Genomic DNA, 21,997 nt, shown 5'->3' with positions numbered 1-21,997 from the left:
TCGATTAAGCTTCGTCCAGCGGACGAATGATGGAAGCTGCCGTTTTGTCCATATCAAACAGCGTCTGAATGCGCGCGTTCACGTCTTCTGCGGTGATCTCGGAGAAGCACTCGATGTAGCGGAACAGCTCGCGGTCGTTAAAGTGCATGGTCATCACGGCGTTCGCGATGACATCCGGGCTATTGAGGCCGGAAACATTTGCGCCGTAAAGGGACTTCGCGCTGCGGCGCACGTCTTCCTCCTTGACACCTTCGCGCTTTAAACGTGCCATTTCCTCGCGGATGGCATCACACACGGCCTCCGGGTTGCCGGATTCGCCGCCGAACAGCAGCGCACCGTAGCCCGTGCCCTCAAAATACTCGTAGCTGAAGGAAGCTTCGTTCACAAGGCCCGCATCTAAGAGCTTGCGGAACATCGGCGAACTGTCGGACGCCATGATGTCGAGCAGCACCTCGGTGACGGCAAGGTCTTTTTCCGTGCGGTGCGCACCGGTTACGGCCTCTTTCACGCCGAACTGGAACATCGGGCACGCCACAGGCAGCTTTTCTTCGACGAACGGCTGCACGATGGTATCGGGCTCCTCTTCAAAAACGCGTTCTACCTCAACGGGCTCGCTCTTTTTCAGCATTTTGTCGCACAGCGCGAGGACTTCCTCCTCCGTGCAGTTGCCGCAGACGCACAGTGCCATGTTGTTGAGGTTATAGAACGTGTTGTAGCAGCGGTAAAGGTACTCCGGGGTGATTTCCGCAATGCTCTCCACCGTGCCCGCAATGTCGTCCTTGATCGGGTGCGTGTGGTACATGGCGCGCAGCAGGCTGAACATCATGCGCCACTGCGGGTCATCGTCATACATTTTGATCTCCTGGCCGATGATGCCGAGCTCTTTTTCAACGGTCTGCTTTGTAAAATACGGGGACTGCACGAAGTCGAGCAAAATCTCCAGCGCCTGCTCTGCGTTTTCCGTGCAAGAGAACAGGTAGCGCGTCGTCTCAAAGGACGTATACGCGTTTGCGGAAGCGCCGATCTCGGCATAGCGGCCGAATGCGTCGCCGTCTTCGCTTTCAAAAAGCTTGTGCTCCAAAAAATGCGCGATGCCCGCGGGTGTCGTCTCTGCCTTATCCTCGTCGCTGCGTTTAAAGACCTTATCGATGGAGCCGTAGCGCGTTCCAAACACCGCATACGTACTGCGCATTTCCGCTTTCGGGTATATAAACACGGTCAGGCCGCTTGCGTGTTTGACGCAGCGGTAGCCGTCCCGAAGAAGTTTGCTTTCCACAAGGGTATTCTTCATTTCTGCGCTCATTTTGCCGCTCCTTTCAGCTTATAGACCGTATCGAGCGTGACACGCTCGGCGGCGCTGACGATCTCGTCCTTCGTGATGTTCATGATACGCTCCGCATATTCCTCCGGCGTGTGGAGCTTGCCCTGCAGCATACCGCTGAGATACCATGTCTCCATGGATGCTGCGGAATCTGCCACGGCGTTGTAGCTGTTGCACATGGCGAGCTTTGCAAAGAGAATCTCATCGTCCGTGATATTGCCCTTTTTCATATCGTTGAGCTCTTTTAAAATCGCTTCTTCCGTGCGGTCGAGGTCTTTCGTTTCCACGCCGCTCTGCACGAACATGACGTTCTTCGGCGTATCGTGGCGCGCGGCGCAGTAGTAGCAAAGGCTCTGCTTTTCGCGCACGTTCATAAAAAGCTTGCTGCTCGGTGTGCCGCCGAGCACAACGGACATCAGCTTTGCCGCAAGGCGCTCTTCCGGCGTGGTGCCGATGGCAAAGCCCATGACGAGCTTAGACTGCACAACGGGCATTTCTTCCGTCACACGCTTTACGTCTCCCGATGCCGTGTGGCGCTTTGTCTCAATGGACACCGCGTCGCGCGTGCCGAGGCGCTTTATAAGCTGTTGCGCAAAGCGGTCGTCCGCACCGTCGCCGATTGTGAACTGGCAGATCTGCGCGTGCTTTACGGCATACTCCCACGCCGCTTTCACGCCCTCGCGGGTCGCATTCAAGATCGCCTCGCGCGTACCGATGCGCGGCACACCTGCGGGTTCGCCCGCAAACATGGTCTGCACACAGCGCTGCATGGCATACGTCGCCTTATCGTTATATTCCGCGTCAAGCGTCTCCAAAAGCTGGCGCTGCTCCTGCAAAAAACCGTCCTCCGGGAACAGGCCGTTTTCATCGCACAGCGGCGTGAACAGAATGCTCTCCAGCATTTCGGAAAGCGCCTGCTGCACATCTTCGCCGCCGAACGCATACGGGTTCGCAATGCCGGCTGCGGCAAGCGTTAAAATCTGGTTATCGCCCACGCGCGTTACGCCCGGCTGCACCGAAGCGCCGTACAGCTCCGCAAGGCGCTTGCCAAACTGCGTGTAATCGGGGTATTCGCGCGTCGCACGGGAGATCATATTCGGGACGAGTGCATATAAAGCCGCATTTTCCGGCGTGGTAAGCGGCAACACAAGATGTGCGGAAACGCGTGCCGTTTTAAACTGCGGCGTGCTGCTCCAGAACGCCTGCAAGCCGCAGTCCTTCTGTTCAAAAAAATGATTATTCATCTCTGAATTTTCCTTCCTGAAATAGTTTAAAACCGAATTTTCAAAAGGTATAGTTGCATAAATATGCTTTCGTATTCGTATTATAGCACAGCTTTTTTCAATTTTAAAGCCAAAGTCGGCTTTTTCACAAAAAATTCAGTTTACGCGCGCACAAAAAACCGGGCGCAACACTTTTCGATGCACCCGGCTGAAGCTGCGGTCTCACTCGACCGTATTCAAATTGATCTCGATGTCCGTGAATTCTTCCCCCGAAGTATAATATACCCGCTTCGTAATGATGAGGCATTCTCTTTTTGAAATCCACCTCAACCGAGATACATTTTTTCAAACGCCTCTATGCTGTCAAACACATTCGGTTTGAGTCCCGCTTTTTCGTATTCCTTTGCATATAAGCTGAGTGCGCCGTCAAACTGCGCCGCAGCCGCCGACAGGTCTTTTGCATCGAACTTTTCAAGCAGGTCAAATGCGGGAATGTCGAGGTTCTCCCCGATCTCATCGAGCATATACTGCAAATTCGCCGTCGCGTCAAACACGGAAAACACGTCTTTCTCTTTCGCCGCACGGTGTATTTTGTGCTGCCAGTTGCTCACCATCTCTTCCAGCGTGCCCTTGAGGTCGTCCGGGGTCGGTTCCTTCTTCTCCGCTTTCAGCGCATAGACCGCCCGCGCTTCTGCAAAGCAGTCATCCGCAGCACGCATCAGCTTTTCCGCCGCCGTGCGCAGGTCTTTCGCCGTGCCCGCGCGGATGACTTCTTCCGTTACGGCCTTGAAATTTCGCGGCACGAACCGCATCTGCTCAAGCTCCGTAAAGCGGTCGCGCACGCTTAATTTAAACACTTGCTTATTCAGCACACAGATCGTACCAAACAGGCAATTCAGCAGGCCTGCGGCATATTTGCGGCTTTGCGCGAACGCTCTTTCGCGCATCAGCTTCGCAAATAAGCGCTCCGCTTCGCCGAACATCGCCTCCGCGCGATGCAGATCGTCTTCCGTATACGGCGCTGTGAGGATGCTTTGCGCCTTTTCACGCAACGCCTCAAACCGTTCCCTGTCCGCATTTTTCGGGCAATAGACGATTTTGGAATCGAGCAGCTTTGCAAGATACGGTGTGGTGTAATTTGCTTCTTCTTCGAGCCATTCCCATTTCACGCCGTAAAAATCCATGCCGATGCCATCGAGTATAAAGGTTACACAGGCTTTATAGCCGTCCTCGTTCCGCATTAAAACAAACAGGTCAAGGTCGGACGTTTCCGAGTATCGCCCCGTGCAAAACGAGCCGTACATTGCAATTAACGCCACGGCGCTTTTGCATTCTTTTTCTGCTTTTTGAATCACGTCCCGAATCAATCGGTCGTTGCGCTGCATCAGCGCATTTCTGTTTTCTTCCGTCATGTTGGTTCTCCTGTCCTTATCAAACAAAATCGTTTCGGGCGCAAAATGCGGGACGGACACATTCTGCACCGCTTTTCATACATCAGCCGCAGCTTCAGTATATCAAAAGTGATGGCAAGGCGCAATATTTTCTCTTAATTTGTGGAATGTTTTATATAATTTGTCAATTCTGTTGTGCTTCTTTAAACCTTTCCAGCTCCGGCACGGCGTTCGCCATTTCGGCTTTGGCGTTTTCGCCTGTCAGGTGGTCTACGGCGTACAGCACCACGCCGTCTGCACCCGCTTCCTTTGCGCGGTCGATCTGCTTTGCGAGCGTGTCGGTCGTGTTGAGCCACGTGCCGTTGTCCGCATCCGTGCCCGCCTTGTACACCGCAAGCCCGATATACAATTTGATGCTCGGCAGGCGCTTTAATGCGCACCAATTTTGGAGCGCCGTCTCAAACGGCAGCGCTTCATTTTCAAAGCTGTAATAAAGCTGCGGGCAAACGTAATCGATATACCCCGCCTGCGCACACCATGTGTACACGTCAGCGTTGATCATCTCGTTGTTTTCTAAATTGCCCTGCGGCGAAATGCCGAACTGCACGTCTGGATCTGCCTCTTTTACACGGCTGTACACGGCGGCAATGAGCGCGTTCACGTTCGCGGTGCGCCACTCGTGCAGCGTGAGCGGCTCTTCAGTTTCTTTTACATACGCCGCGTACTGCTCGGCGTCGATGCTTTCGTCGTCCGTGGGGTAAAAATAGTCGTCAAAATGAATGCCGTCCACGTCGTATTTTTCGGCGATCTCCGCTGCGCCGTCCGCAATGCGGTTGCGGATATACGCGCTTGCGGGGTTATAATAAATGCCGCTATTGTACGTCATAAAATATTCCGGGTGATTTACATAATTTTGCATATAAAATCCATTTTCGTCAAGCTCCGGCGGGATTGTCGTGCTCGCAATGCGCAGCGGGTTGATCCACGCGTGAAACTGCATATTTTGCTCGTGCGCGGCATTTACCATGTATTCCATCGGGTCATAGCCGGGGTCTTTCCCCTGCGTGCCCGTCAAGAGGTGCGACCACGACTCGTACTCCGAGGGATACAAGCTGTCCGCAAACGGCCGTACATGCACAAACACCGCATTTGCGCCGACGCTTTTCGCAGCCGCAAGCTTGGCGTCAAAATTCTCCTTGAACGCTTCTTCGGTCTTCTCCGCCACATCGAGCGCCATGTACGGAATCCACACGCCGACAAGCGGTTCTTCTGCTTTTGCGGTCGTTTCTGCGGCGTTGCTATCCTCCTGCTCCGGCGCAGTGCTTGGGAATACGACTTCAACGGAGTTTTCCGCCGCACTCGGCTCTGTGTTTTTCTCCCGTCCCGCCGCGCTTTTCATCGCCAGAAATACGGCCGCAACCAAAATTAAAACCGCGATGACATAATGATACTTTTTAATTACGATCATACGCTTTTTCCTTTCTCTCTGCGTTCCCTTGACCGCCAAACGGATTTGCGGTAAGATAATCATAAGTATGAGACAAGCGAGGAAAATATGATGGATTTTAAACCGGAACCCGTGCAGTTCACACTGCTGACCTATTATTGTATCATCAATATCACAGCCGCAGTCCTGACCGTTACCGATAAGCGCCGCGCACAGAAAAAGCAATGGCGTGTCCCGGAGCGCACGCTCCTTTTGCTCGGTGCGGCAGGCGGCGCACTCGGCGAATTTATCGCCATGCTGTGTATCCGCCACAAAACAAAACACCTGAAATTTGTGATCTCCATGCCCGTTTTCATCGTACTGCACATCGTCCTTTTCTATCGGATTTTTTGCTTTGAGGGAGACTTTAATGAACACAAAATATAAAAATCTGCTGTTTGATGCCGATCAGACGCTCATCGATTTTGAAAAAGACATGCCGCTCGCATTTCAATATATGTACGAGCAATCGGGGCTTGCAAAGCAAAAGCCATACAGTGCAGAGATTCTGCGCCTTTACAACGACTGCAATGAAAGCTGGTGGCGGCGTTTTGAGCAAAAGCTCTGCACCAAAGCGGAGCTGTACCACAACCGTTTCGTCGATTTCTTCGAGGTCGCGGGGCTCACACCGGTCAGCATCGATTTTTTGCAAGACCTGTATGTCTCCGGCATAGCGAAAACCGGCACGCCGCTGCCGGGCGCTTTGGATATGCTACGTGCGCTTTCAGAGCGTTACGACCTCTACATCACCACAAACGGAAATCCGATCTCGCAGCCCGGACGTCTCAAGAATTCCGGCGTCACGGCCTTTATGAAGGACTGCTTTATTTCCGATGAGATCGGCGCGGCAAAGCCGGATAAAAAATATTTTGATTATGTCCTTGCGCACATACCGGGCGCGAGCACCGAAAACTGTCTCGTCATCGGCGATTCGCTTTCGGCAGACATCAAAGGCGCGCAGAACGCCGGTTTAGACAGCTTATGGTATAACCCTAATCGCAAAGCAAACATCCTTCCCATACCGCCCAACTTTGAAGCCGCAAGCTACGAAGATATCGTAAGAATTTTGCTGTAAGGAGCTTTTATGGAGAACCCCGACATCGACCGCCCGGCCGTGCACATCGGCTTCCCCTTTTTCGCGGCGCTGTTTGTCGCCTCTTTCTTCGGCGCGCCGTTTGCCGCCGTTTCGGCGGTTTTGCTGTTCGCCGCCGTTTTTCTGCTTTTGCTGTTTAAGCAGCATCGACAACGGCCGAATTTCGTGCTTTCCCTCATCGCTACCGCAGCCGCATTCGCGGTGTTTGCAGTTGCAATGAATCTATTCGTGCTGCCCACGGAGCGCTATGACGGCGGCACATATACCGTCACCGGAAACGTAGAGTCGTTCCTCACGAAAAGCAACGGGCGGTTCTATTACAAGCTGCATGTGACGCACATCGACGAGCCTGTACAGGATGTCGATTTTTCGGTACGCCTCTCCCACAGCGAGGCTTTCCCGGCAGAGATTGGCGACACGGTCACGTGCGAAGCGAAGTTCTTCGCGTTTGAAGACAGCCTCGGGCTCTCCCCGCGCACCTCGTGGCTTGCGGATAACATGGTCTTATCCGCCTATGTCACGGATTACGAATCCGTGCAGGTCACGCCTGCCGAAAAGCGCCCGTTTTCATATTATGTAAACCAAATCTGCACGCATTTTCACAATTTGATTTTGGAAAACTACCCCAAAGCCGAAGGCTCTGTGCTTTCCGCCATGCTGCTCGGCCTGCGGGACGATATGGAAACCGAGCTTGTCTCCGCCTACAAAAAGGCCGGTGCTTCGCACATTTTGGCCATATCCGGCATGCACATGGCGATCTTGACGCAGTTCACCCTCGGTTTTCTGGGTCTGCTCGGGCTGAAACGCCGCCCGGCCGCGCTCGTTTCCGCGGTGTTTACGCTGCTTTTTATGTTCGTCTCGGGGCTTTCGGCCTCTGTGGTGCGCAGCGGCATTATGCAGCTTATTTTGCTTTTCGGCATTCTTCTCGGTCGCCAGGCGGAACCGCTCAACTCCCTTGCGGTCGCCGTTTTGACCATGAGCTTATTAAACCCGTTCTGCGCGGGTGATGTCTCCCTGTTGTTCTCATTTTCGGCGACGCTCGGCATCATCCTGCTTGCGCCGCGCATCACAAAAGCAGTCACGAAAAATATTCGCAAGCCGCAGCGGAAAGCGCACCTTGCAAAGCTTGTTTCTGCCTTTTCCGTCTCGCTTTCGGCGGTGCTTTTCACTGCGCCGCTGCAGCTTTATTTATACGGCACGGTGCAATTCGTTTCGGTGCTCACATCGCTTTTGGTGTTGGAGATTTCCGCGTGGCTGCTGCGGTTCGGGCTCATCGCCGCCTTGCTGCTCGCCGTCCCCGTCCTCTCCCCGTGCGCCGCGCCGTTCGTGCTTTTAAGCGGCATTTGCGTGAAAGCGCAGAATTTCATCATCACGCTTATCGCAGAGCACATTCCCGGTACGCTGCGTATCTCCGGCAAATATCTGCCCGTAACCGTCGTGATCTGCGTCCTTTTCTTCACGCTTTCCATGCTTCTCTACCGCCGCAAAAATAAAGCGCTGCCATGCGTTTTAGCGGTGTGCATCCTGCTTTGCGGCATGGGTGCAAACGCGCTTTTGAACCAAAGCGCCGCACGCCTTGTCGTTTTCCGCACCGATTACGCCGCCTGCACGGCGATTATCACAAACACCTCCGCCGAGGTGCTCGGGTGCAGCGGAAATGCCGCTTCCGTTGAGACCGCCCTGCGCGCGAACGGTGCGGAGCAGATCACCCTTTTACACGTGCAGCCTGATGAAAAAAGCATCCGCTGCGCCGAAAAGCTTGCACAGCTTTTCGAGGTCAAGCAGATTCTCGTGCCGGACACCGTATATTACCCTGCAGAAAACGCTGCGTTTTACGATTTCAGTTATGTCGGCGTGTTTCCCTCCGGCAGCTTCACGGTCACGGACGGCGGCGAGACCGTCACGGTCACCGTAAACGGCACGGAAATCTACCTTGAAACGAAAAGCAGCACGTCGATTTCCCACAACACAGACATTTTGGTGACAGAAAAACCGCAAAGTGCAGTCTCTGCCCCGTTTACGATTTTAAAAACAAGTGGTATAATAGAAGATACCGAAGCTTCGCTTTCGCCCGGCGCTTACCTCTTTATGACGGAGCACGAAAGCATCCGGCTCGATTTTGACGAGCGCGGCACGTACACGGTATACGGCGGCTAAGCCGCAACGAAAGGAAAACACTATGCCCGAGATCACGGAAACCAAACTCAAGGAGCAGATTGCAAAAGAGCAAATCGGCAGCCTTTACTTTTTGTACGGCGACGAAAAGCTGCTCGTGCGCCGCAATTTAAATCGCCTGTTAAAAAAACTGGACGGCAACTTCCCGGAATTCAACTTTCAGGAATTCCCGCACGACGCGCCCGTAGACAGCATTGCGGATGCCGTTGTCGCCATGCCGTTTATGGCAGAGCGCAAGTGCGTCACGGTCTCCGACCTTAACGTGGAAGCCATGAACACCACAGAGCTCGATAAGCTCTACGAATTGCTCGATACCATTCCTGAAACGACCGTACTTATTCTTTATCTGCCCACGCTCGAGATCGACCCGAAAAAGAGCGTAAAGTGGCGCACGTTTTTAAAGAAGCTCGACACGCGCGGCTTTTCCCTGCCCTCGCTGCGCCTGAAAGACAACGAGCTTGAAAAATACGTCTGCCGCGAGGCCGAAAAGGCAAACTGCCTGCTCTCCCGCAAGCTTGCCGAGCGCATCGTGCAGTACGTCGGCAACGACTTAAACGCCCTCACAAACGAAGTGACAAAGCTCTGCGCCTTTGCGGGCGGCGGCGAGATCACCGCCGAGCAGGTGGAAAAAACGGTCACGAAAAACATGGAAACAACCGTGTTTCTCTTGAGCAACGCCCTCGTGCGCGGCGATTACAGCAAAGCGTATGCGCTGCTTGATCTACTGATGGCCCAGCGCGAAGAACCGTACACGATTTTGGCCGTTTTAAGCAGCGCTTATATCGACATGTACCGCGTGCGCGCCGCAATCGAAGCGGGCAAAACGTCCATGGCGCCGACGGAATACGGCGATTACCGCGGCCGCGATTTTAGATTAAAATATGCCGAGCGCGACGTGCGCGACCTTTCCATCGAAATGCTGCGTGAATGCCTTTCGCTTTTACTCAACTGCGATCTTTCCATCAAGCTTTCGGGCGGTGAAAACATGGACAGAATCGCACTCGAAAAGCTTTTCGCCCAGCTTTTGTACGTTGCGCACCGCGGCAGCGTGGCCTAAAGGAGCTCTTATGATCCACATGAACGAAGCCCTCATCGTCGAGGGCCGGTATGACAAAAGCAAGCTTTCCGCGCTGACCGACGCTATCATCGTCACAACGAACGGCTTTGGCATCTACAAGGATGCTGAAAAGCGCGATTTCATCCGCAAGCTCGCCAAAGAGCGCGGCATCGTCATTTTGACGGACAGTGACAACGCCGGTCGGCAGATCCGCGCGTATATCACATCTTTCGTGCCGTCAAATCAAATTCGCCACGCGTATATCCCGGATATTTACGGCAAAGAAAAGCGCAAAGCGGCGCCTTCCAAAGAGGGCAAGCTCGGCGTGGAGGGCATTTCCTCGGAAATTTTACTGGAAATTTTAAAAGAAGCCGGCGCTTCCGTTGAGGGCAGCACAACCGATTTTCAAGCCCTGACCCCGGCAGACCTCATGTCGTTCGGTCTCACCGGCGGCGTAAACAGCGCCACACTGCGCCAAGGCGTTTTGAAAGCACTTAATCTCCCCGAAAACCTCACGACCAAAATGCTCCTGCGCTGGGTGACGAGCGAAGAAAAAAAGGCGCAGCTTTTAGCCGCCGTAGAAAAAATCAAAAACGGTGCTTGACAAACCGAAAAGCGCCGACTATAATAAGCACAATGGCTGTGAAAGAAAGAAGTACGCGTTTTCATCGGCACAGAGAGCCTGCGGGTGGTGTAAGCAGGTGCGAAAAAACGCCGAAATACATTCCGGAGCTGTCTTTTTGAACGGGTTCCCAGTAAAAAAGTCCGTGTGCGCACGTTACAGCGCAAGGGTATGTTTGTACCCATTGAGGTTTCAGGTGTGAGCCTGAAATAAACTGAGGTGGTACCGCGAACCACAAAACGAAACGTGTTCGCCCTCATAGATCAAGTGAGGGTGTTTTTTTATATTCAAAATTCCCCTCCTTGAAGATCAAGGGGGCTTTTTTATTGCCCCAAAAGCCCAAAACCTGAAAATCGAAAGGAACGAAACAACATGGGTATTTACGAAGAATTGCAGGCCCGCGGCCTCATTGCACAGGTCACGGACGAAGAGCGCATCCGCAACCTTATCAACAACGGCGAAGCCACGTTCTACATTGGCTTTGACTGCACCGCAGACAGCCTTACGGCCGGTCACTTCATGGCGCTGACCTTAATGAAGCGCCTGCAGATGGCGGGCAACAAGCCGATTGCTCTTATCGGCGGCGGCACCACAATGATCGGCGACCCGAGCGGCCGCACCGACATGCGCAAGATGCTCACGATGGAAGACATCGAACACAACGCCGCCTGCTTCAAGCGCCAGATGGAAAACTTCATCGATTTCTCCGACGGCAAGGCCCTCATGGTCAATAACGCCGATTGGCTCTTAAAGCTCAATTACGTCGAGCTCCTGCGTGAAGTGGGCGCATGCTTCTCTGTCAACAACATGCTGCGCGCCGAGTGCTATAAGCAGCGCATGGAAAAGGGTCTCTCCTTCCTTGAGTTCAACTACATGATCATGCAAAGCTACGACTTCTACGCCTTGTTCCAGAAGTACGGCTGCAATTTACAGTTCGGCGGCGACGACCAGTGGAGCAACATGCTCGGCGGCACGGAGCTCATCCGCAGAAAGCTCGGCAAGGACGCCGCAGCCATGACCATCACCCTGCTCACCGATTCTCAGGGCAAGAAGATGGGCAAAACCGCCGGCAACGCCGTGTGGCTTGACCCGAACAAAACTTCCCCGTTCGATTTCTACCAGTACTGGAGAAACGTAGACGACAGCGACGTTTTGAAGTGCATCAAGATGCTGACGTTCCTGCCGCTTGACGAGATTGAAAATATGGAAAGCTGGGAAGGCAGCCAGCTGAACCGCGCAAAGGAGATCCTCGCGTTCGAGCTCACCCAGATGGTACATGGCGCTGAGGAAGCCCGGAAGGCACAAGAAGCCGCACGCGCACTGTTCGGCAGCGGCGCAAACTCCGAGAACATGCCGACCACCGAGATCACCGCAGCCGACCTCACCGACGGCGCAATCAACATTCTCGACCTCATGCAGAAAGCCGGCCTCATCGCATCTAAGGGCGAGGGCCGCCGCCTCGTGCAGCAGGGCGGCGTTTCCGTCGACGACGTAAAGGTCACCGATATCGCCAAGACCTGCACCGCAGCCGACTTTGAAAAAGGCCACGTCATCATCAAAAAAGGCAAAAAGGTCTTCCATAAGGTCGTTTTGAAGTAAGTAAAAAAGTATTGCAAAAGGCATACGCTCCGTTTTCAGGAACGTATGCCTTTTTTGTTTACACCGTCACATACGGCAGCAGCTTCTCAAGCAGCTTTTCGCCGATGCCTTTTACATTCGTGAGCTCGCGCACATCTTTGTATCCACCGTTTGCTTCGCGGTATTCGATGATTCTGTCGGCGAGTACTTCTCCGATGCCGTTCAGGCCAATCAACTCTTCCTTCGACGCGGTGTTGATGTTGACTTTTTCTTCGCTTAAAGCGGATGCAGCCGGCGCGCTCGATGCTGCTTCGCTTTGCCCTGTCGATGTCACCCTGTACGGTTCAAGCGGTGTATTCTCAAAGGCAACGCAGAACAGCACCGCCGCACATGCCATTAAAAACAGCGCGAACAGCAAAATTGACCGTTGACTTCCCGCGCGCACAAGCGCTCCCCCTTACTCGTCCTCCGCGTGCAGCGTCTTCAAAAAATCCGTAAAATATGGCGGCAGCGGCGCTTCAAACTCCATATATTCGCCCGTGCGCGGGTGGATGAACCCGATGAGCCCCGCGTGCAGGCACTGCCCATGCAGCTGCGTGATGACTTTTTTCGGTCCGTAGACCGGGTCGCCCGCGACAGGATGCCCGATATACGCCATGTGCACACGGATCTGGTGCGTGCGTCCGGTCTCAAGGCGCAGGCGCAGCTGCGTAAATCCCGTAAAATTTTTTGTGACAAAATAGTGCGTCACGGCGTTTCTCGCGTTCGGCGTGTTTTGTACCGCCATGCGCTTTCTATCCTGCGGATGACGTGCGATGGGCGCATCCACCGTGCCGTCCTCGCGAATTTTCCCGTACACCACGGCGCGGTATTCGCGCGTAAAGCTGTGCGCCTTGATCTGCTCCGCCAAGTGCCGGTGCGCGGTGTCGTTCTTCGCGACGATGAGCAGCCCGCTCGTGTCCTTGTCAATGCGGTGCACAATGCCCGGGCGAATCACGCCGTTGATGCCCGAAAGCGACTCGCCGCAGTGGTACAGCAGCGCGTTCACAAGTGTGCCGTCATAATTGCCCGCTGCCGGGTGCACCACCATCCCCTTCGGCTTGTTCACCACAAGTAGGTCGTCATCTTCATATACGATGTCAAGCGGAATGTTCTCCGCCTTCACGTCGAGCGGGCGCGCTTCGGGAATCTCCACGCACAAAACGCTCCCCGGCGCAAGCTTCGTGCTTTTCTGCACAATCTTATTATCGCAGGTCACATGCCCGTCGCGGATCAAATTCTGCACCGCAGAGCGGGAAAGCTCCGGCAGCGCCTCCGCAATCAGCTTATCGGCGCGCCAGCCCGCCGCTGTGACCTCAATCTCATGCAGCTCCGCCATACTTATTTCCCGACCCCGTCGGCAGTCGTTTCCGTCGGCTCGTTCATTTTTTTATCTGCCGCTTCTTTTTTGTCTTTAAAGAATAAGTACCACACGGCAAACAAAATCGCACCGACCACCACGCAGCAGTCTGCAAAGTTGAACACATACGGAAAAAACAGCACATGGATGTAATCGACCACATAGCCGAAAATAAAACGGTCAATGAGGTTACCAATGCCGCCCGCGATGATGAGCACGCACGACGTGCGCGACATCCATGTGTGGTGCTTATAGCGGAACAAAAACACGAGCAACGCTGCCATAAGCCCTATCGTCAGTATGATCAAAAGCCACGAAAGCCCGGCAAAAAAACCGAATGCCGCGCCGTTGTTTTCAAGGTAACGGAACTCCAAAAGGCCCGGAATGCACGTCACGCTGCCGATGGGCTTTAAGTTTGTGATAACCGTCATTTTTATAAACTGATCGACAGCCGTCAGCACGGCGATCAGCAAAAGAATGAGAATGGACAAAAGAAATATCCCCTTATAACCCGAAAAAGGCGCAAGCCGGGCAAAACCGGTTTGCACCTTGGTTCGGTTCAATTATTCAACAGCACGGCGTCATTAAGCACGTACCGTTTAAAACAAATTCAATGTGTCCGAAATTATTCGGAAAGTGCTTTTGCGCAGCGCTCGCACAGATCCACGTATGCCGGGTTTTTGCCGACTGTGGAGGAATATGTCCAGCAGCGCATGCACTTGCAGCCTTCTGCCTTATCGACCTGCACGGAAAGGCCAAGCGCATCGTCGGAAAGTGTGCCGCCCTCGCCGTCCACGATCTCGACCTGAGATACGATGAACACGGTTGCAAGCTCGTCTTCCACAGACTTGAGGAACGCATACAGCTCGCCGGTGCAGAACAGCGTGACCTTTGCATCGAGCGATGCACCGATCGTCTTCTCTGCACGTGCGTTTTCAAGCGCCTTCTTCACAACATCGCGGATTGCATGGATTCTATCCCAGCGTGCGATGAATTCTTCCGTCACGTCGATGCCGTACTTTTCGCTCGTCGGCTTCGGCATCTCGTTGTAAACAACGTGGCGTGCATCGCAATCGGAAGCGTGCGGCATGCTCTGCCAGATTTCGTCGGAGGTGAACGCCAGGATCGGTGCGACCAGACGGGTCATCGCATCGAGGATGATATACATCGCAGTCTGCGCGGCGCGGCGTGCAGCGGAGTCCTTCTTCTCGGTGTACAGACGATCCTTGATGACGTCGAGATAGAAGTTCGACATATCCACAACGCAGAAGTTATGGATGGCGTGGTAAGCCTGGTGGAACTCGAAGGACTCATAGCCCTCGCGCACCTTCACCATCAGCCGATCCAAACGGTTCAGCGCCCACTTATCGATGGAAAGCATCTCAGAGACCTCTACACTGTCGGTATCCGGATTAAAATCGGAAAGGTTGCCGAGCATATAGCGCGCCGTGTTGCGGATCTTTCTGTATGCGTCGGAAAGCTGTTTGAGGATTTCCGGGGAGATGCGAATATCGGCATGGTAGTCGGAAGAAGCGACCCACAGACGCAGGATATCTGCGCCGTACTTATCCACAATCTCCTGCGGCAGAATGCCGTTGCCGAGGGACTTACTCATCTTTCTGCCCTGACCGTCCACGACCCAGCCGTGTGTGACGACAGCCTTGTACGGCGCTTTGCCGCGCCATGCAATGGACGTGAGCAGCGAAGACTGGAACCAGCCGCGGTACTGGTCTGCACCCTCAAGGTACAGGTCAGCCGGCCAATGGAGATAATCGCGTGTATCGCAAACGGCAGCATGGGTCACGCCGGAATCAAACCAAACGTCCATGATGTCGCGCTCTTTTGTAAAGGAGGTGCAGCCGCACTTCTTGCACTTTGTGCCTGCGGGCAGAATTTCTTCCGCTTCCTTGATGTACCAAGCATCGGAGCCCTCTGCGCGGAACAGCTCGGAAACTGCGTGCATCGCGTCCTTCTCGATGAGCGGCTCGCCGCAGTCCTTGCAGTAGAAAATCGGAATCGGCACACCCCAGCGACGCTGACGGGAGATACACCAGTCGTTGCGGTCACGGACCATGGAGGAAATGCGGTCTTCGCCCCAGCCCGGGATCCACTTTACGCCCTTGATGGCTTCAATCGCCTGATCCTTGATAGCGTCCACGGAGCAGAACCACTGCTCGGTCGCACGGAACAGAACCGGCTTCTTGCAGCGCCAGCAGTGCGGATACTGGTGGATGATCTTCTGTAAAGCGAACAGTGCGCCTGTATCCTCAAGGTGCTGTGCAATCGCCTTGTTGGCTTCCTCGGTCGTCAGGCCTGCAAACTGGCCCGCTTCCTCGGTCATCTTGCCATGGCTGTCCACCGGCACAACGATCGGAATTTCAGGGTAGTGATTATGGCAGACGTCATAGTCTTCGACGCCGTGGCCCGGAGCCGTGTGAACGCAGCCGGTACCGCTTTCCAACGTAACGTGGTCGCCCACAATGACGAGAGATGTGCGGTCGATGAACGGGTGCGCCGTCTTCATATACTCAAGGTCGCTGCCCTTTAAGGTGCCAAGGATCTCGTAATCGGTCTTGCCCGCCGCCTGCATGGCAGATTCGGTCAGGGCCGTTGCCATCACATAGTATTCGTCGCCGGACTTTACAAGTGCATATTCAAATTCCGGGCCGACGCAAATCGCGACGTTCGCGGGGAGCGTCCAGGTCGTCGTCGTCCAGATTACGAAGTAGGTCTTACTCAGGTCTGCGCCCATCGGGGTCAAAAGGCCCTTGTCGTCCGTCACGCGGAACTTCACATAGATGGAGTGGCAGGGATCCTCTGCGTATTCAATCTCGGCTTCCGCCAGTGCAGTCTCGCACTCCGGGCACCAGTAAACCGGCTTTAAGCCCTTATAGATGAGGCCCTTCGTCGCCATTTCGGAGAAAATCTCGATCTGCTTTGCTTCAAATTCCTTGCGCAGGGTGACATACGGATTGTCCCATTCACCGATGCCGCCAAGACGCTTGAAGGAGTTGCGCTGCTCATCGAGGTAGCCGAGGGCAAACTCGCGGCAGAGCTTGCGCAGCTCGATGTCGGAGATTGCGGTGGAATTCGAAACGCCCGCTTTTTTTCTGGCCTTCAGCTCAGTCGGCAGGCCGTGGGTATCCCAGCCCGGAACGTACGGTGCCTTAAAGCCGGACATATTCTTGTAGCGAACGATAAAGTCCTTCAGCGTCTTATTCAGCGCCGTGCCGAGGTGGATATCGCCGTTTGCATACGGAGGGCCGTCGTGCAGAACATAAAGCGGCTTACCGTCGTTCTTTTCGAGAACGGTCTCGTAAACTTTATCTTCATACCACTTTTCGAGCATTACCGGCTCGCGCTTCGGTAGGCCGGCCTGCATGGCAAAGTCGGTCTTGGGGAGATTCAATGTGCTTTTGTAATCCATATATTGATCCGTGCCTTTCTGCTGGTTTTATCTTCTCTTAAATTTACCCTTTTTCTTGTCGCCTTCGTCTTCAACGCCGAACTCCAGCGTGCTGAAAAGGGCCTCCTTTTCTTTCTGCAAAGATTCCGGGATGTCGGCGTAAGCGTTCAAATCAAGGCCGATGCCGCTGAACTGTTCCTTAATGTAGGAGTCCTTGTCGTAAACAGGCTGCGGCTGTACCGGCGCCGGTGCGGGAATCGGCTCCGGGACAGGTGCGGGAGCGGGCTTCGGCTCTGCGGGGGCCGGTGCGGGTTCCTCTTTGACCTGCTGTGCTGCAGGCACCGGGATTTCTTCTTCCGGCTCCTCAATCACTTCGGGCTCGGTATATACCGGCGTCGATTCCTCGGCGGGCGCTTTTTCTTTCTGCTCTTCCTCCGGCAGGTCAAACGTCGGGATCTTCTCAATCACGGCAAGGTGTTCTTTATAAATGCCGTAGAGCGATGCGCGGAAGTTTGTCACCTCGCGCTTCATGTTCTCCAGCTCTTTCTCTTTTGCGGCGATCTGCTTTTCATAGGACTTCACAAGCGTTTCGGAGCGGCCCTTCGCATCTTTTACAAGAGCGTCCGCCTTCGCGTTTGCGTCGTTCACAATCTTCTCGGCCTTCGCCTTTGCCTCACGGATGGAAGCATTGCCAAGGCGCTGTGCGCTGAGAATAGCGTCCTTAATACCGTCTTCCTCTGCACGGTAAGACTCAATTTTTGCAGCCAAAATAGAAAGCTTCTCCTGCAGCTCGGCGTTTTTCGCCTGTAACTGCTGCACAGCGGCGGAATCATCCGTCTTGCGCGTTTTAATCTCTGCGTTTTCCTTTGTGAGCGCCGTTACGGTCTCCAAAACTTCATCAATAAACTGATCGACATCATCAGAATTGTAACCGGAAAAATTTGATTTTCTGAAGCTGACTTCATTGATGTCCTTAATCGATAACATGTGTGTAAGCCTCCTATATGTATTTTCTGCATTTCACAGATAAACGGCCCTTTTTCGTGACCGGGCCGAGCATATCAACAATAAATCGCCCGCAGCGGCGTATGGAGATGATGTCTCCTTCATTTACACGGTGCGAAACGGAATCCGTCTCCCTATGGTTGACGGAAACCAGACCCGCGTGCACCATCTGCGCGGCTTTTTCCCTGCCGGTGCCCGCCAAAAAGGCAACCAAGCAGTCTAAGCGTTCCGAAGCGACCACGCCGCCCATCGGCTGAAAGCTGTGCGCCTGCGGCAGCGGATCTGTAAAGCCCTTTGTAATCTGCACCCCCACCCGACCGATCTTATCGATCTGCGAAAGAAAGTGCGGCGCAAGCTCTGTTTTCACAAACAGCACGGCGCGCCCTTCTTCGGCCAGAATATCGCCGAGCGATGCACGCACCACGCCCTGTGCCAGAAATGAGCCCATAAAATCGCGGTGTGAAAGCGCATCCTGCCGGCGAAACTTCACCGTGAGCCCCGTCACCGGGAACTCCTCATCTAAGGGCTCCATATAATCCGGAAACACGCCCAAAACCGTTCGCTCCGCTTCGGGAAAGCCACCGAAAAACCGGTAATTTTCCGCATGTGCACGGCGCAAATATTCTACTGCGTACGCGCGCTCGGAAAGATCCAAAAAGCCCAAAAACGCCGGCCTTTTTTCGCCAAGGCGCAGGCAATCCTCTATTTTCGCTTCAAAAAGCCTGTCTTCCTGTGCGGCCATATCAGAACGTTACGCCGTTCTGTGCAAGATCATCGCGAATCTCCGCACCGCTCAGGCTCACGCCCGCAGGCGTGAAAATATACGTCTTCGCGGCGATGGGTCTCACCTCGCCGTGGTTCGCATAAGAAGCGCCGCTGAGGAACGCCAGAATATAGCGCGCCTCGCTCGCGTTCGTCTCTTCAAAATTCACAACGACCGTATGGCCCTGGTTGATCTCATCCGCAATGCTATTTGTGTCGTCACGGAAAGAGTTCGGCTTAAACACAACCACCTGTGCGCCTGCGCGTGCGTGGTTAATGTTCACAACGCGGTTCGAGCTTGAAGAGGAGAACGAACGGCGTGCGGAAGGCTGCTCCTCGCGGCTGTCTGCCGTGGGCTCCGTGGCTTCGTCCTCGTAGTATTCATCATACTCGTCGTCGGGCGGGTTCCACATTTTCTGAAGCTTCTCTACAATGCCTGCCATATATTATACCTCCATTTTCTGCATAACAGGGTCGGTCAGCGCGTGTAGTCGCGCGGACCGAAAAGCGAAGAGCCGATGCGCACCATAGTGGCGCCGCACTCGATGGCCTCCGCGTAATCGGAAGACATACCCATCGAAAGGCAATTCATAAATACATTATCTATTTTTTTGGCGCGGATGTCAATAAAAGATTGATGCATTTGGGAAAAATAATTGCATAGCGCGGATTTTTCCGCACAAATTGGTGGAATTGCCATCAATCCGTTCACCTGAATGCCCGGCAGCACGGCAATTTCTTCCAATAACTCGGGCAGCGCAGCTTTTTCGATGCCGCCCTTGCTTTCTTCCCCGCCGATATTCACTTCAATGAGCACCGGCATTTTGCGGCCTATCTTCTCCGCAAGGCGGGAAATTTCCTTTGCAAGCTTTACGGAATCCACCGACTGGATGCAGTCGACCTTATCGATGATATATTTCACCTTATTCGTCTGCAAGCGCCCGATGATCTGGCCGGAAACGCCCTTGTCCCAATCGATCTTTTCATATTTGTCCATGAATTCCTGCACGCGGTTTTCGCCGATGAAGCGCAGGCCGCAGCCGATGGCGCGGTTGATGACCTCCGCCGGCACGGTCTTCGTCGCCGCAAGAAACGTGATGTCCTCGGGCTTTCTGCCGGAGCGCACCGCTGCCTCCGCAATGCGGTTCGTGATGACCTTATAGTTTTCCTCTACGTCCCTAAAACGCTCCTCAAAGCATTTTTCCGTCATAAAGATCCGTCCCTTCCACAATGACTTCATCGTAAAGCTGTATCGTTCTCGAGGTGACGAGCTGCTCTTTTTCCGAGGAGGAAAGGTTCAGCTTGCACACGGCATAGCCGTCGATCGTCGCATCGGAGAATACCTGCACAAAGCGCACGCGGCTGCCGGACTTGATGTAAACACCCTTCACGTTCTGTTCCACATGCTCCGTCACATTGCCGTCCGTGTCCGTATCCGTCACGGTCACATCCGCAAAGTGGATGGCCTTTTCGTTCACGAGCACACCGGCATACGACTGTAAATCGATGCGCAGCGGCTCTTTGCGCGCGGCGGCAAGGTCTGTGTTCATGTAAGAGCACTTCAAAATGGCCACTGCGTCCCCGCTCGCTTCGTCCCTATTGATCTTCACGACCTCGGCCGGGATCGTCTCCGCCGTCGCAAACGGCATCTCTACCTTCACATTCGTCGTGCGGTCAAGCCGCACAAGGTCGTTTTCATCGATGATGCACGCAATGTACCAGTTGAATTCCTTTGCCACCTTGCCGATGACCGTGCTGTCCGCATTGCTGCCCGCTTCGCCTTCTTCCAGCGCACGCACATCGCTTACGGTCAGCTGCTCCACATCATCGATGTCCACCGCGTTTTCGTAGCCGTCCACCGTATGGATAAAATAACCGGAAGCCGGCGACGTCACCGTGCCGGTGCTTGAAGAGGTCGTCGTCTCCAGCGTTGCACGCTCCGATTTCAAATTCTCAATGTGCGCCACATAGCTCGCGGAATCCTCCGCGCCCGTCACGATCTGCTTTTGGCCCATCAAGAGGTACAGGTCGTTTTTATCGTTCGAGATCGACGAAAACGCACCGGATTTCAAATCGGAAAGCAGCCCTGTGACCGTTTTATTGATCTGGCTGCCGATGTTCTTCGGGTTCGAGGACGCGACCTCTGTGGGGTTCTCCAGCACGGCTAGCCGCGTAAGCTCCTCGTCGATGCGCAGCATGCGGTTGTGTGCGGCGGCGTCCTCTTCCGCGGGATACAGCTCTGCTACCGTGCCGCCGAACGCCGTTTTCTCTCCGTCGTCGAGCGTGTAGTTCAAAACGCCGTCGTACCGCGAGTACACAAGCTCCTCGTTGCGGATAATAAAGCCCGTGGTGTCGATGGATGCGGAAAGGTCAGCGTACATGGCCGTTTCCGTTTTAAATCCGGTGTATTGGCTTCTGTAAATCTGGTAGCCTACATATATCAAAAGTAAAATCGCCACGGCGATTGAACTGATTTTACGAAATAATGTGTTGCTTCCCATAGCGGGGCTTCCTTTCAGTCTTCAAAATGCGCGCGGGCTATGTCCTCTGCCGCGCTTATCAGGTCTGCCGGGGCATCAAAATCATCCGCAAAAAGCCACACGGCATCTTCCTCCCGGCGGAACCACGTCAATTGGCGCTTGGCATAGCGCCGTGTTTCCCTTTTTATATTTTCCTTTGCTTCGTCTAAGGAGCACTGCCCCTCAAAATACGGGAACAGCTCCTTGTAGCCGATGGCCTGCACGGAGGTCTGCCCCGGCGTGCCATACCGCTTAAAATAATCCTCGGCTTCTTTTAATAGGCCGTCTGCAAACATCTGCTCCACGCGCAGGTTGATACGCCCGTAAAGCGTCTCGCGGTCTCTGAAAGACAGCACCAACATTTTCCCGTCATACGGCGATTCCACCGCTTTCGAGTCCTTCGCCTGCTTCGAGAACGGCTCGCCCGTCACCATGCAGTATTCAAGCGCGCGGATGACCCTACGCGTATTATTCGGATGGATACCCTCGGCCCCCTCGGGATCAAGCTCTTTTAGCCGCGCATAAAGCGGTTCAATGCCGTCTGCCGCAAATTCCGCTTCCAAATTACCGCGGATTTCATCGTCACGGCTGTTTTCCGTAAACGGCACCGCCTTTAAAAGCGAGCGCGCATATAAGCCCGTGCCACCGACAAGCAACACGTTTTTGCCACGCGCATGTATGTCTTCGATCACCTTTCCCGCAAGCGCCACATAGTCGCTCACGCTGAACGGCTCCGCGGGATCCTGAAAACCCATCAGGTGGTGCGGCACACCCTGCATCTCGTCCGCGGTCGGCTTTGCCGTGCCGATCTCCATGCCCCTATAAATCTGCATCGAGTCACACGAAACCACCTCCGCATGGAGCTTTTTCGCAAGCGTTACGGAAAGCGAGGTCTTGCCGGAGGCCGTCGGCCCGCACACCGCGAATACCTTGATTTTCTCTTGTGCTTCCGTCATTCCG

General features: G+C 54.2%; 20 protein-coding genes and 1 other annotated feature. Of the genes, 6 read left to right on the top strand and 14 right to left on the bottom strand.

Going from position 1 to position 21,997, the window contains the following annotated elements:
- Positions 1-4: 4 nt before the first annotated feature.
- The 4 genes from yfmH to R2K26_RS03715 form a co-directional block, all read right to left on the bottom strand.
- A complete protein-coding gene (yfmH, locus tag R2K26_RS03730) occupies positions 5-1,303 on the bottom strand; it encodes an EF-P 5-aminopentanol modification-associated protein YfmH (protein ID WP_316518833.1) in 1,299 nt (432 codons plus the stop codon).
- Positions 1,300-2,565, bottom strand: coding sequence for an EF-P 5-aminopentanol modification-associated protein YfmF (gene yfmF, locus R2K26_RS03725; protein ID WP_316518832.1), 1,266 nt, complete (start codon positions 2,563-2,565; stop codon positions 1,300-1,302). Before yfmF ends, yfmH begins: the two co-directional genes overlap by 4 nt.
- Before the next feature lie 305 nt (positions 2,566-2,870).
- A complete protein-coding gene (locus R2K26_RS03720) occupies positions 2,871-3,956 on the bottom strand; it encodes a nucleotidyltransferase domain-containing protein (RefSeq protein WP_316518831.1) in 1,086 nt (361 codons plus the stop codon).
- Positions 3,957-4,119: 163 nt separating this feature from the next.
- Positions 4,120-5,403 (bottom strand): family 10 glycosylhydrolase, encoded by a 1,284-nt coding sequence (locus R2K26_RS03715; protein ID WP_316518830.1) that lies wholly within the window; start codon positions 5,401-5,403, stop codon positions 4,120-4,122.
- Between the two features lie 87 nt (positions 5,404-5,490).
- Between R2K26_RS03715 and R2K26_RS03710 the strand changes: the two genes are divergently transcribed.
- The 6 genes from R2K26_RS03710 to tyrS all read left to right on the top strand — a co-directional run bounded on the left by R2K26_RS03710 (position 5,491) and on the right by tyrS (position 11,967).
- The gene (locus R2K26_RS03710) at positions 5,491-5,808 is read left to right on the top strand and encodes a DUF1294 domain-containing protein (protein WP_316518829.1); all 318 of its coding nucleotides are present in this window, start codon (positions 5,491-5,493) and stop codon (positions 5,806-5,808) included.
- Positions 5,792-6,496, top strand: coding sequence for a YjjG family noncanonical pyrimidine nucleotidase (locus R2K26_RS03705; RefSeq protein WP_316518828.1), 705 nt, complete (start codon positions 5,792-5,794; stop codon positions 6,494-6,496). The genes R2K26_RS03710 and R2K26_RS03705 overlap by 17 nt, the downstream gene beginning before the upstream one ends.
- A 9-nt stretch (positions 6,497-6,505) precedes the next feature.
- The gene (locus R2K26_RS03700) at positions 6,506-8,671 is read left to right on the top strand and encodes a ComEC/Rec2 family competence protein (protein WP_316518827.1); all 2,166 of its coding nucleotides are present in this window, start codon (positions 6,506-6,508) and stop codon (positions 8,669-8,671) included.
- A gap of 22 nt (positions 8,672-8,693) precedes the next feature.
- Positions 8,694-9,746, top strand: a complete 1,053-nt coding sequence (gene holA / locus R2K26_RS03695; RefSeq protein ID WP_316518826.1) for a DNA polymerase III subunit delta — start codon at positions 8,694-8,696, stop codon at positions 9,744-9,746.
- Positions 9,747-9,756: 10 nt separating this feature from the next.
- Positions 9,757-10,350 (top strand): DUF4093 domain-containing protein, encoded by a 594-nt coding sequence (locus R2K26_RS03690; protein WP_316518825.1) that lies wholly within the window; start codon positions 9,757-9,759, stop codon positions 10,348-10,350.
- Between the two features lie 29 nt (positions 10,351-10,379).
- Positions 10,380-10,629: a binding site (T-box leader), on the top strand.
- A 111-nt stretch (positions 10,630-10,740) separates the two neighbouring features.
- Positions 10,741-11,967 (top strand): tyrosine--tRNA ligase, encoded by a 1,227-nt coding sequence (gene tyrS / locus R2K26_RS03685; protein WP_316518824.1) that lies wholly within the window; start codon positions 10,741-10,743, stop codon positions 11,965-11,967.
- 58 nt (positions 11,968-12,025) lie between these two features.
- Here tyrS and R2K26_RS03680 read toward each other — a convergent pair whose 3' ends face one another.
- The 10 genes from R2K26_RS03680 to miaA form a co-directional block, all read right to left on the bottom strand.
- Complete coding sequence (locus R2K26_RS03680) at positions 12,026-12,391, bottom strand: ComEA family DNA-binding protein (protein ID WP_316518823.1); 366 nt, start codon at positions 12,389-12,391, stop codon at positions 12,026-12,028.
- Between the two features lie 12 nt (positions 12,392-12,403).
- Positions 12,404-13,324, bottom strand: coding sequence for an RluA family pseudouridine synthase (locus R2K26_RS03675; RefSeq protein WP_316518822.1), 921 nt, complete (start codon positions 13,322-13,324; stop codon positions 12,404-12,406).
- A gap of 2 nt (positions 13,325-13,326) precedes the next feature.
- Complete coding sequence (gene lspA, locus R2K26_RS03670) at positions 13,327-13,836, bottom strand: signal peptidase II (RefSeq protein WP_316518821.1); 510 nt, start codon at positions 13,834-13,836, stop codon at positions 13,327-13,329.
- A gap of 134 nt (positions 13,837-13,970) precedes the next feature.
- Complete coding sequence (gene ileS / locus R2K26_RS03665; protein WP_308448211.1) at positions 13,971-16,772, bottom strand: isoleucine--tRNA ligase; 2,802 nt, start codon at positions 16,770-16,772, stop codon at positions 13,971-13,973.
- 27 nt (positions 16,773-16,799) lie between these two features.
- Positions 16,800-17,738, bottom strand: coding sequence for a DivIVA domain-containing protein (locus tag R2K26_RS03660; protein WP_316518820.1), 939 nt, complete (start codon positions 17,736-17,738; stop codon positions 16,800-16,802).
- Between the two features lie 13 nt (positions 17,739-17,751).
- The gene (locus tag R2K26_RS03655; RefSeq protein WP_316518819.1) at positions 17,752-18,498 is read right to left on the bottom strand and encodes a YlmH/Sll1252 family protein; all 747 of its coding nucleotides are present in this window, start codon (positions 18,496-18,498) and stop codon (positions 17,752-17,754) included.
- Between the two features lies 1 nt (position 18,499).
- Positions 18,500-18,961, bottom strand: a complete 462-nt coding sequence (locus R2K26_RS03650; RefSeq protein ID WP_308448208.1) for a cell division protein SepF — start codon at positions 18,959-18,961, stop codon at positions 18,500-18,502.
- A 35-nt stretch (positions 18,962-18,996) separates the two neighbouring features.
- Entirely contained in the window at positions 18,997-19,728 is a 732-nt protein-coding gene (locus R2K26_RS03645; protein WP_316518818.1) for a YggS family pyridoxal phosphate-dependent enzyme, read from the bottom strand.
- Entirely contained in the window at positions 19,709-21,019 is a 1,311-nt protein-coding gene (locus tag R2K26_RS03640; protein ID WP_308448206.1) for an HlyD family efflux transporter periplasmic adaptor subunit, read from the bottom strand. Before R2K26_RS03640 ends, R2K26_RS03645 begins: the two co-directional genes overlap by 20 nt.
- A 14-nt stretch (positions 21,020-21,033) precedes the next feature.
- Complete coding sequence (gene miaA / locus R2K26_RS03635; protein WP_316518817.1) at positions 21,034-21,993, bottom strand: tRNA (adenosine(37)-N6)-dimethylallyltransferase MiaA; 960 nt, start codon at positions 21,991-21,993, stop codon at positions 21,034-21,036.
- Positions 21,994-21,997: the final 4 nt, after the last annotated feature.

This window comes from Neglectibacter sp. CSJ-5 (assembly GCF_032490475.1).
Lineage (GTDB): Bacteria > Bacillota > Clostridia > Oscillospirales > Acutalibacteraceae > Hominenteromicrobium > Hominenteromicrobium mulieris.
This window is presented reverse-complemented; position numbering and strand designations above follow the sequence as displayed.

Bases quoted from the DNA above. Each gene is read 5' to 3' on its own strand.
- holA (WP_316518826.1), top strand. From the start codon at position 8,694: ATGCCCGAGATCACGGAAACCAAACTCAAGGAGCAGATTGCAAAAGAG.
- R2K26_RS03690 (WP_316518825.1), top strand. From the start codon at position 9,757: ATGATCCACATGAACGAAGCCCTCATCGTCGAGGGCCGGTATGACAAA.
- R2K26_RS03640 (WP_308448206.1), bottom strand. From the start codon at position 21,019: ATGGGAAGCAACACATTATTTCGTAAAATCAGTTCAATCGCCGTGGCG.
- R2K26_RS03660 (WP_316518820.1), bottom strand. From the start codon at position 17,738: ATGTTATCGATTAAGGACATCAATGAAGTCAGCTTCAGAAAATCAAAT.
- yfmF (WP_316518832.1), bottom strand. From the start codon at position 2,565: ATGAATAATCATTTTTTTGAACAGAAGGACTGCGGCTTGCAGGCGTTC.
- R2K26_RS03710 (WP_316518829.1), top strand. From the start codon at position 5,491: ATGATGGATTTTAAACCGGAACCCGTGCAGTTCACACTGCTGACCTAT.
- R2K26_RS03645 (WP_316518818.1), bottom strand. From the start codon at position 19,728: ATGACGGAAAAATGCTTTGAGGAGCGTTTTAGGGACGTAGAGGAAAAC.
- R2K26_RS03650 (WP_308448208.1), bottom strand. From the start codon at position 18,961: ATGGCAGGCATTGTAGAGAAGCTTCAGAAAATGTGGAACCCGCCCGAC.
- R2K26_RS03675 (WP_316518822.1), bottom strand. From the start codon at position 13,324: ATGGCGGAGCTGCATGAGATTGAGGTCACAGCGGCGGGCTGGCGCGCC.
- ileS (WP_308448211.1), bottom strand. From the start codon at position 16,772: ATGGATTACAAAAGCACATTGAATCTCCCCAAGACCGACTTTGCCATG.
- R2K26_RS03705 (WP_316518828.1), top strand. From the start codon at position 5,792: ATGAACACAAAATATAAAAATCTGCTGTTTGATGCCGATCAGACGCTC.
- R2K26_RS03655 (WP_316518819.1), bottom strand. From the start codon at position 18,498: ATGGCCGCACAGGAAGACAGGCTTTTTGAAGCGAAAATAGAGGATTGC.
- tyrS (WP_316518824.1), top strand. From the start codon at position 10,741: ATGGGTATTTACGAAGAATTGCAGGCCCGCGGCCTCATTGCACAGGTC.
- miaA (WP_316518817.1), bottom strand. From the start codon at position 21,993: ATGACGGAAGCACAAGAGAAAATCAAGGTATTCGCGGTGTGCGGGCCG.
- R2K26_RS03715 (WP_316518830.1), bottom strand. From the start codon at position 5,403: ATGATCGTAATTAAAAAGTATCATTATGTCATCGCGGTTTTAATTTTG.
- yfmH (WP_316518833.1), bottom strand. From the start codon at position 1,303: ATGAGCGCAGAAATGAAGAATACCCTTGTGGAAAGCAAACTTCTTCGG.
- R2K26_RS03720 (WP_316518831.1), bottom strand. From the start codon at position 3,956: ATGACGGAAGAAAACAGAAATGCGCTGATGCAGCGCAACGACCGATTG.
- R2K26_RS03700 (WP_316518827.1), top strand. From the start codon at position 6,506: ATGGAGAACCCCGACATCGACCGCCCGGCCGTGCACATCGGCTTCCCC.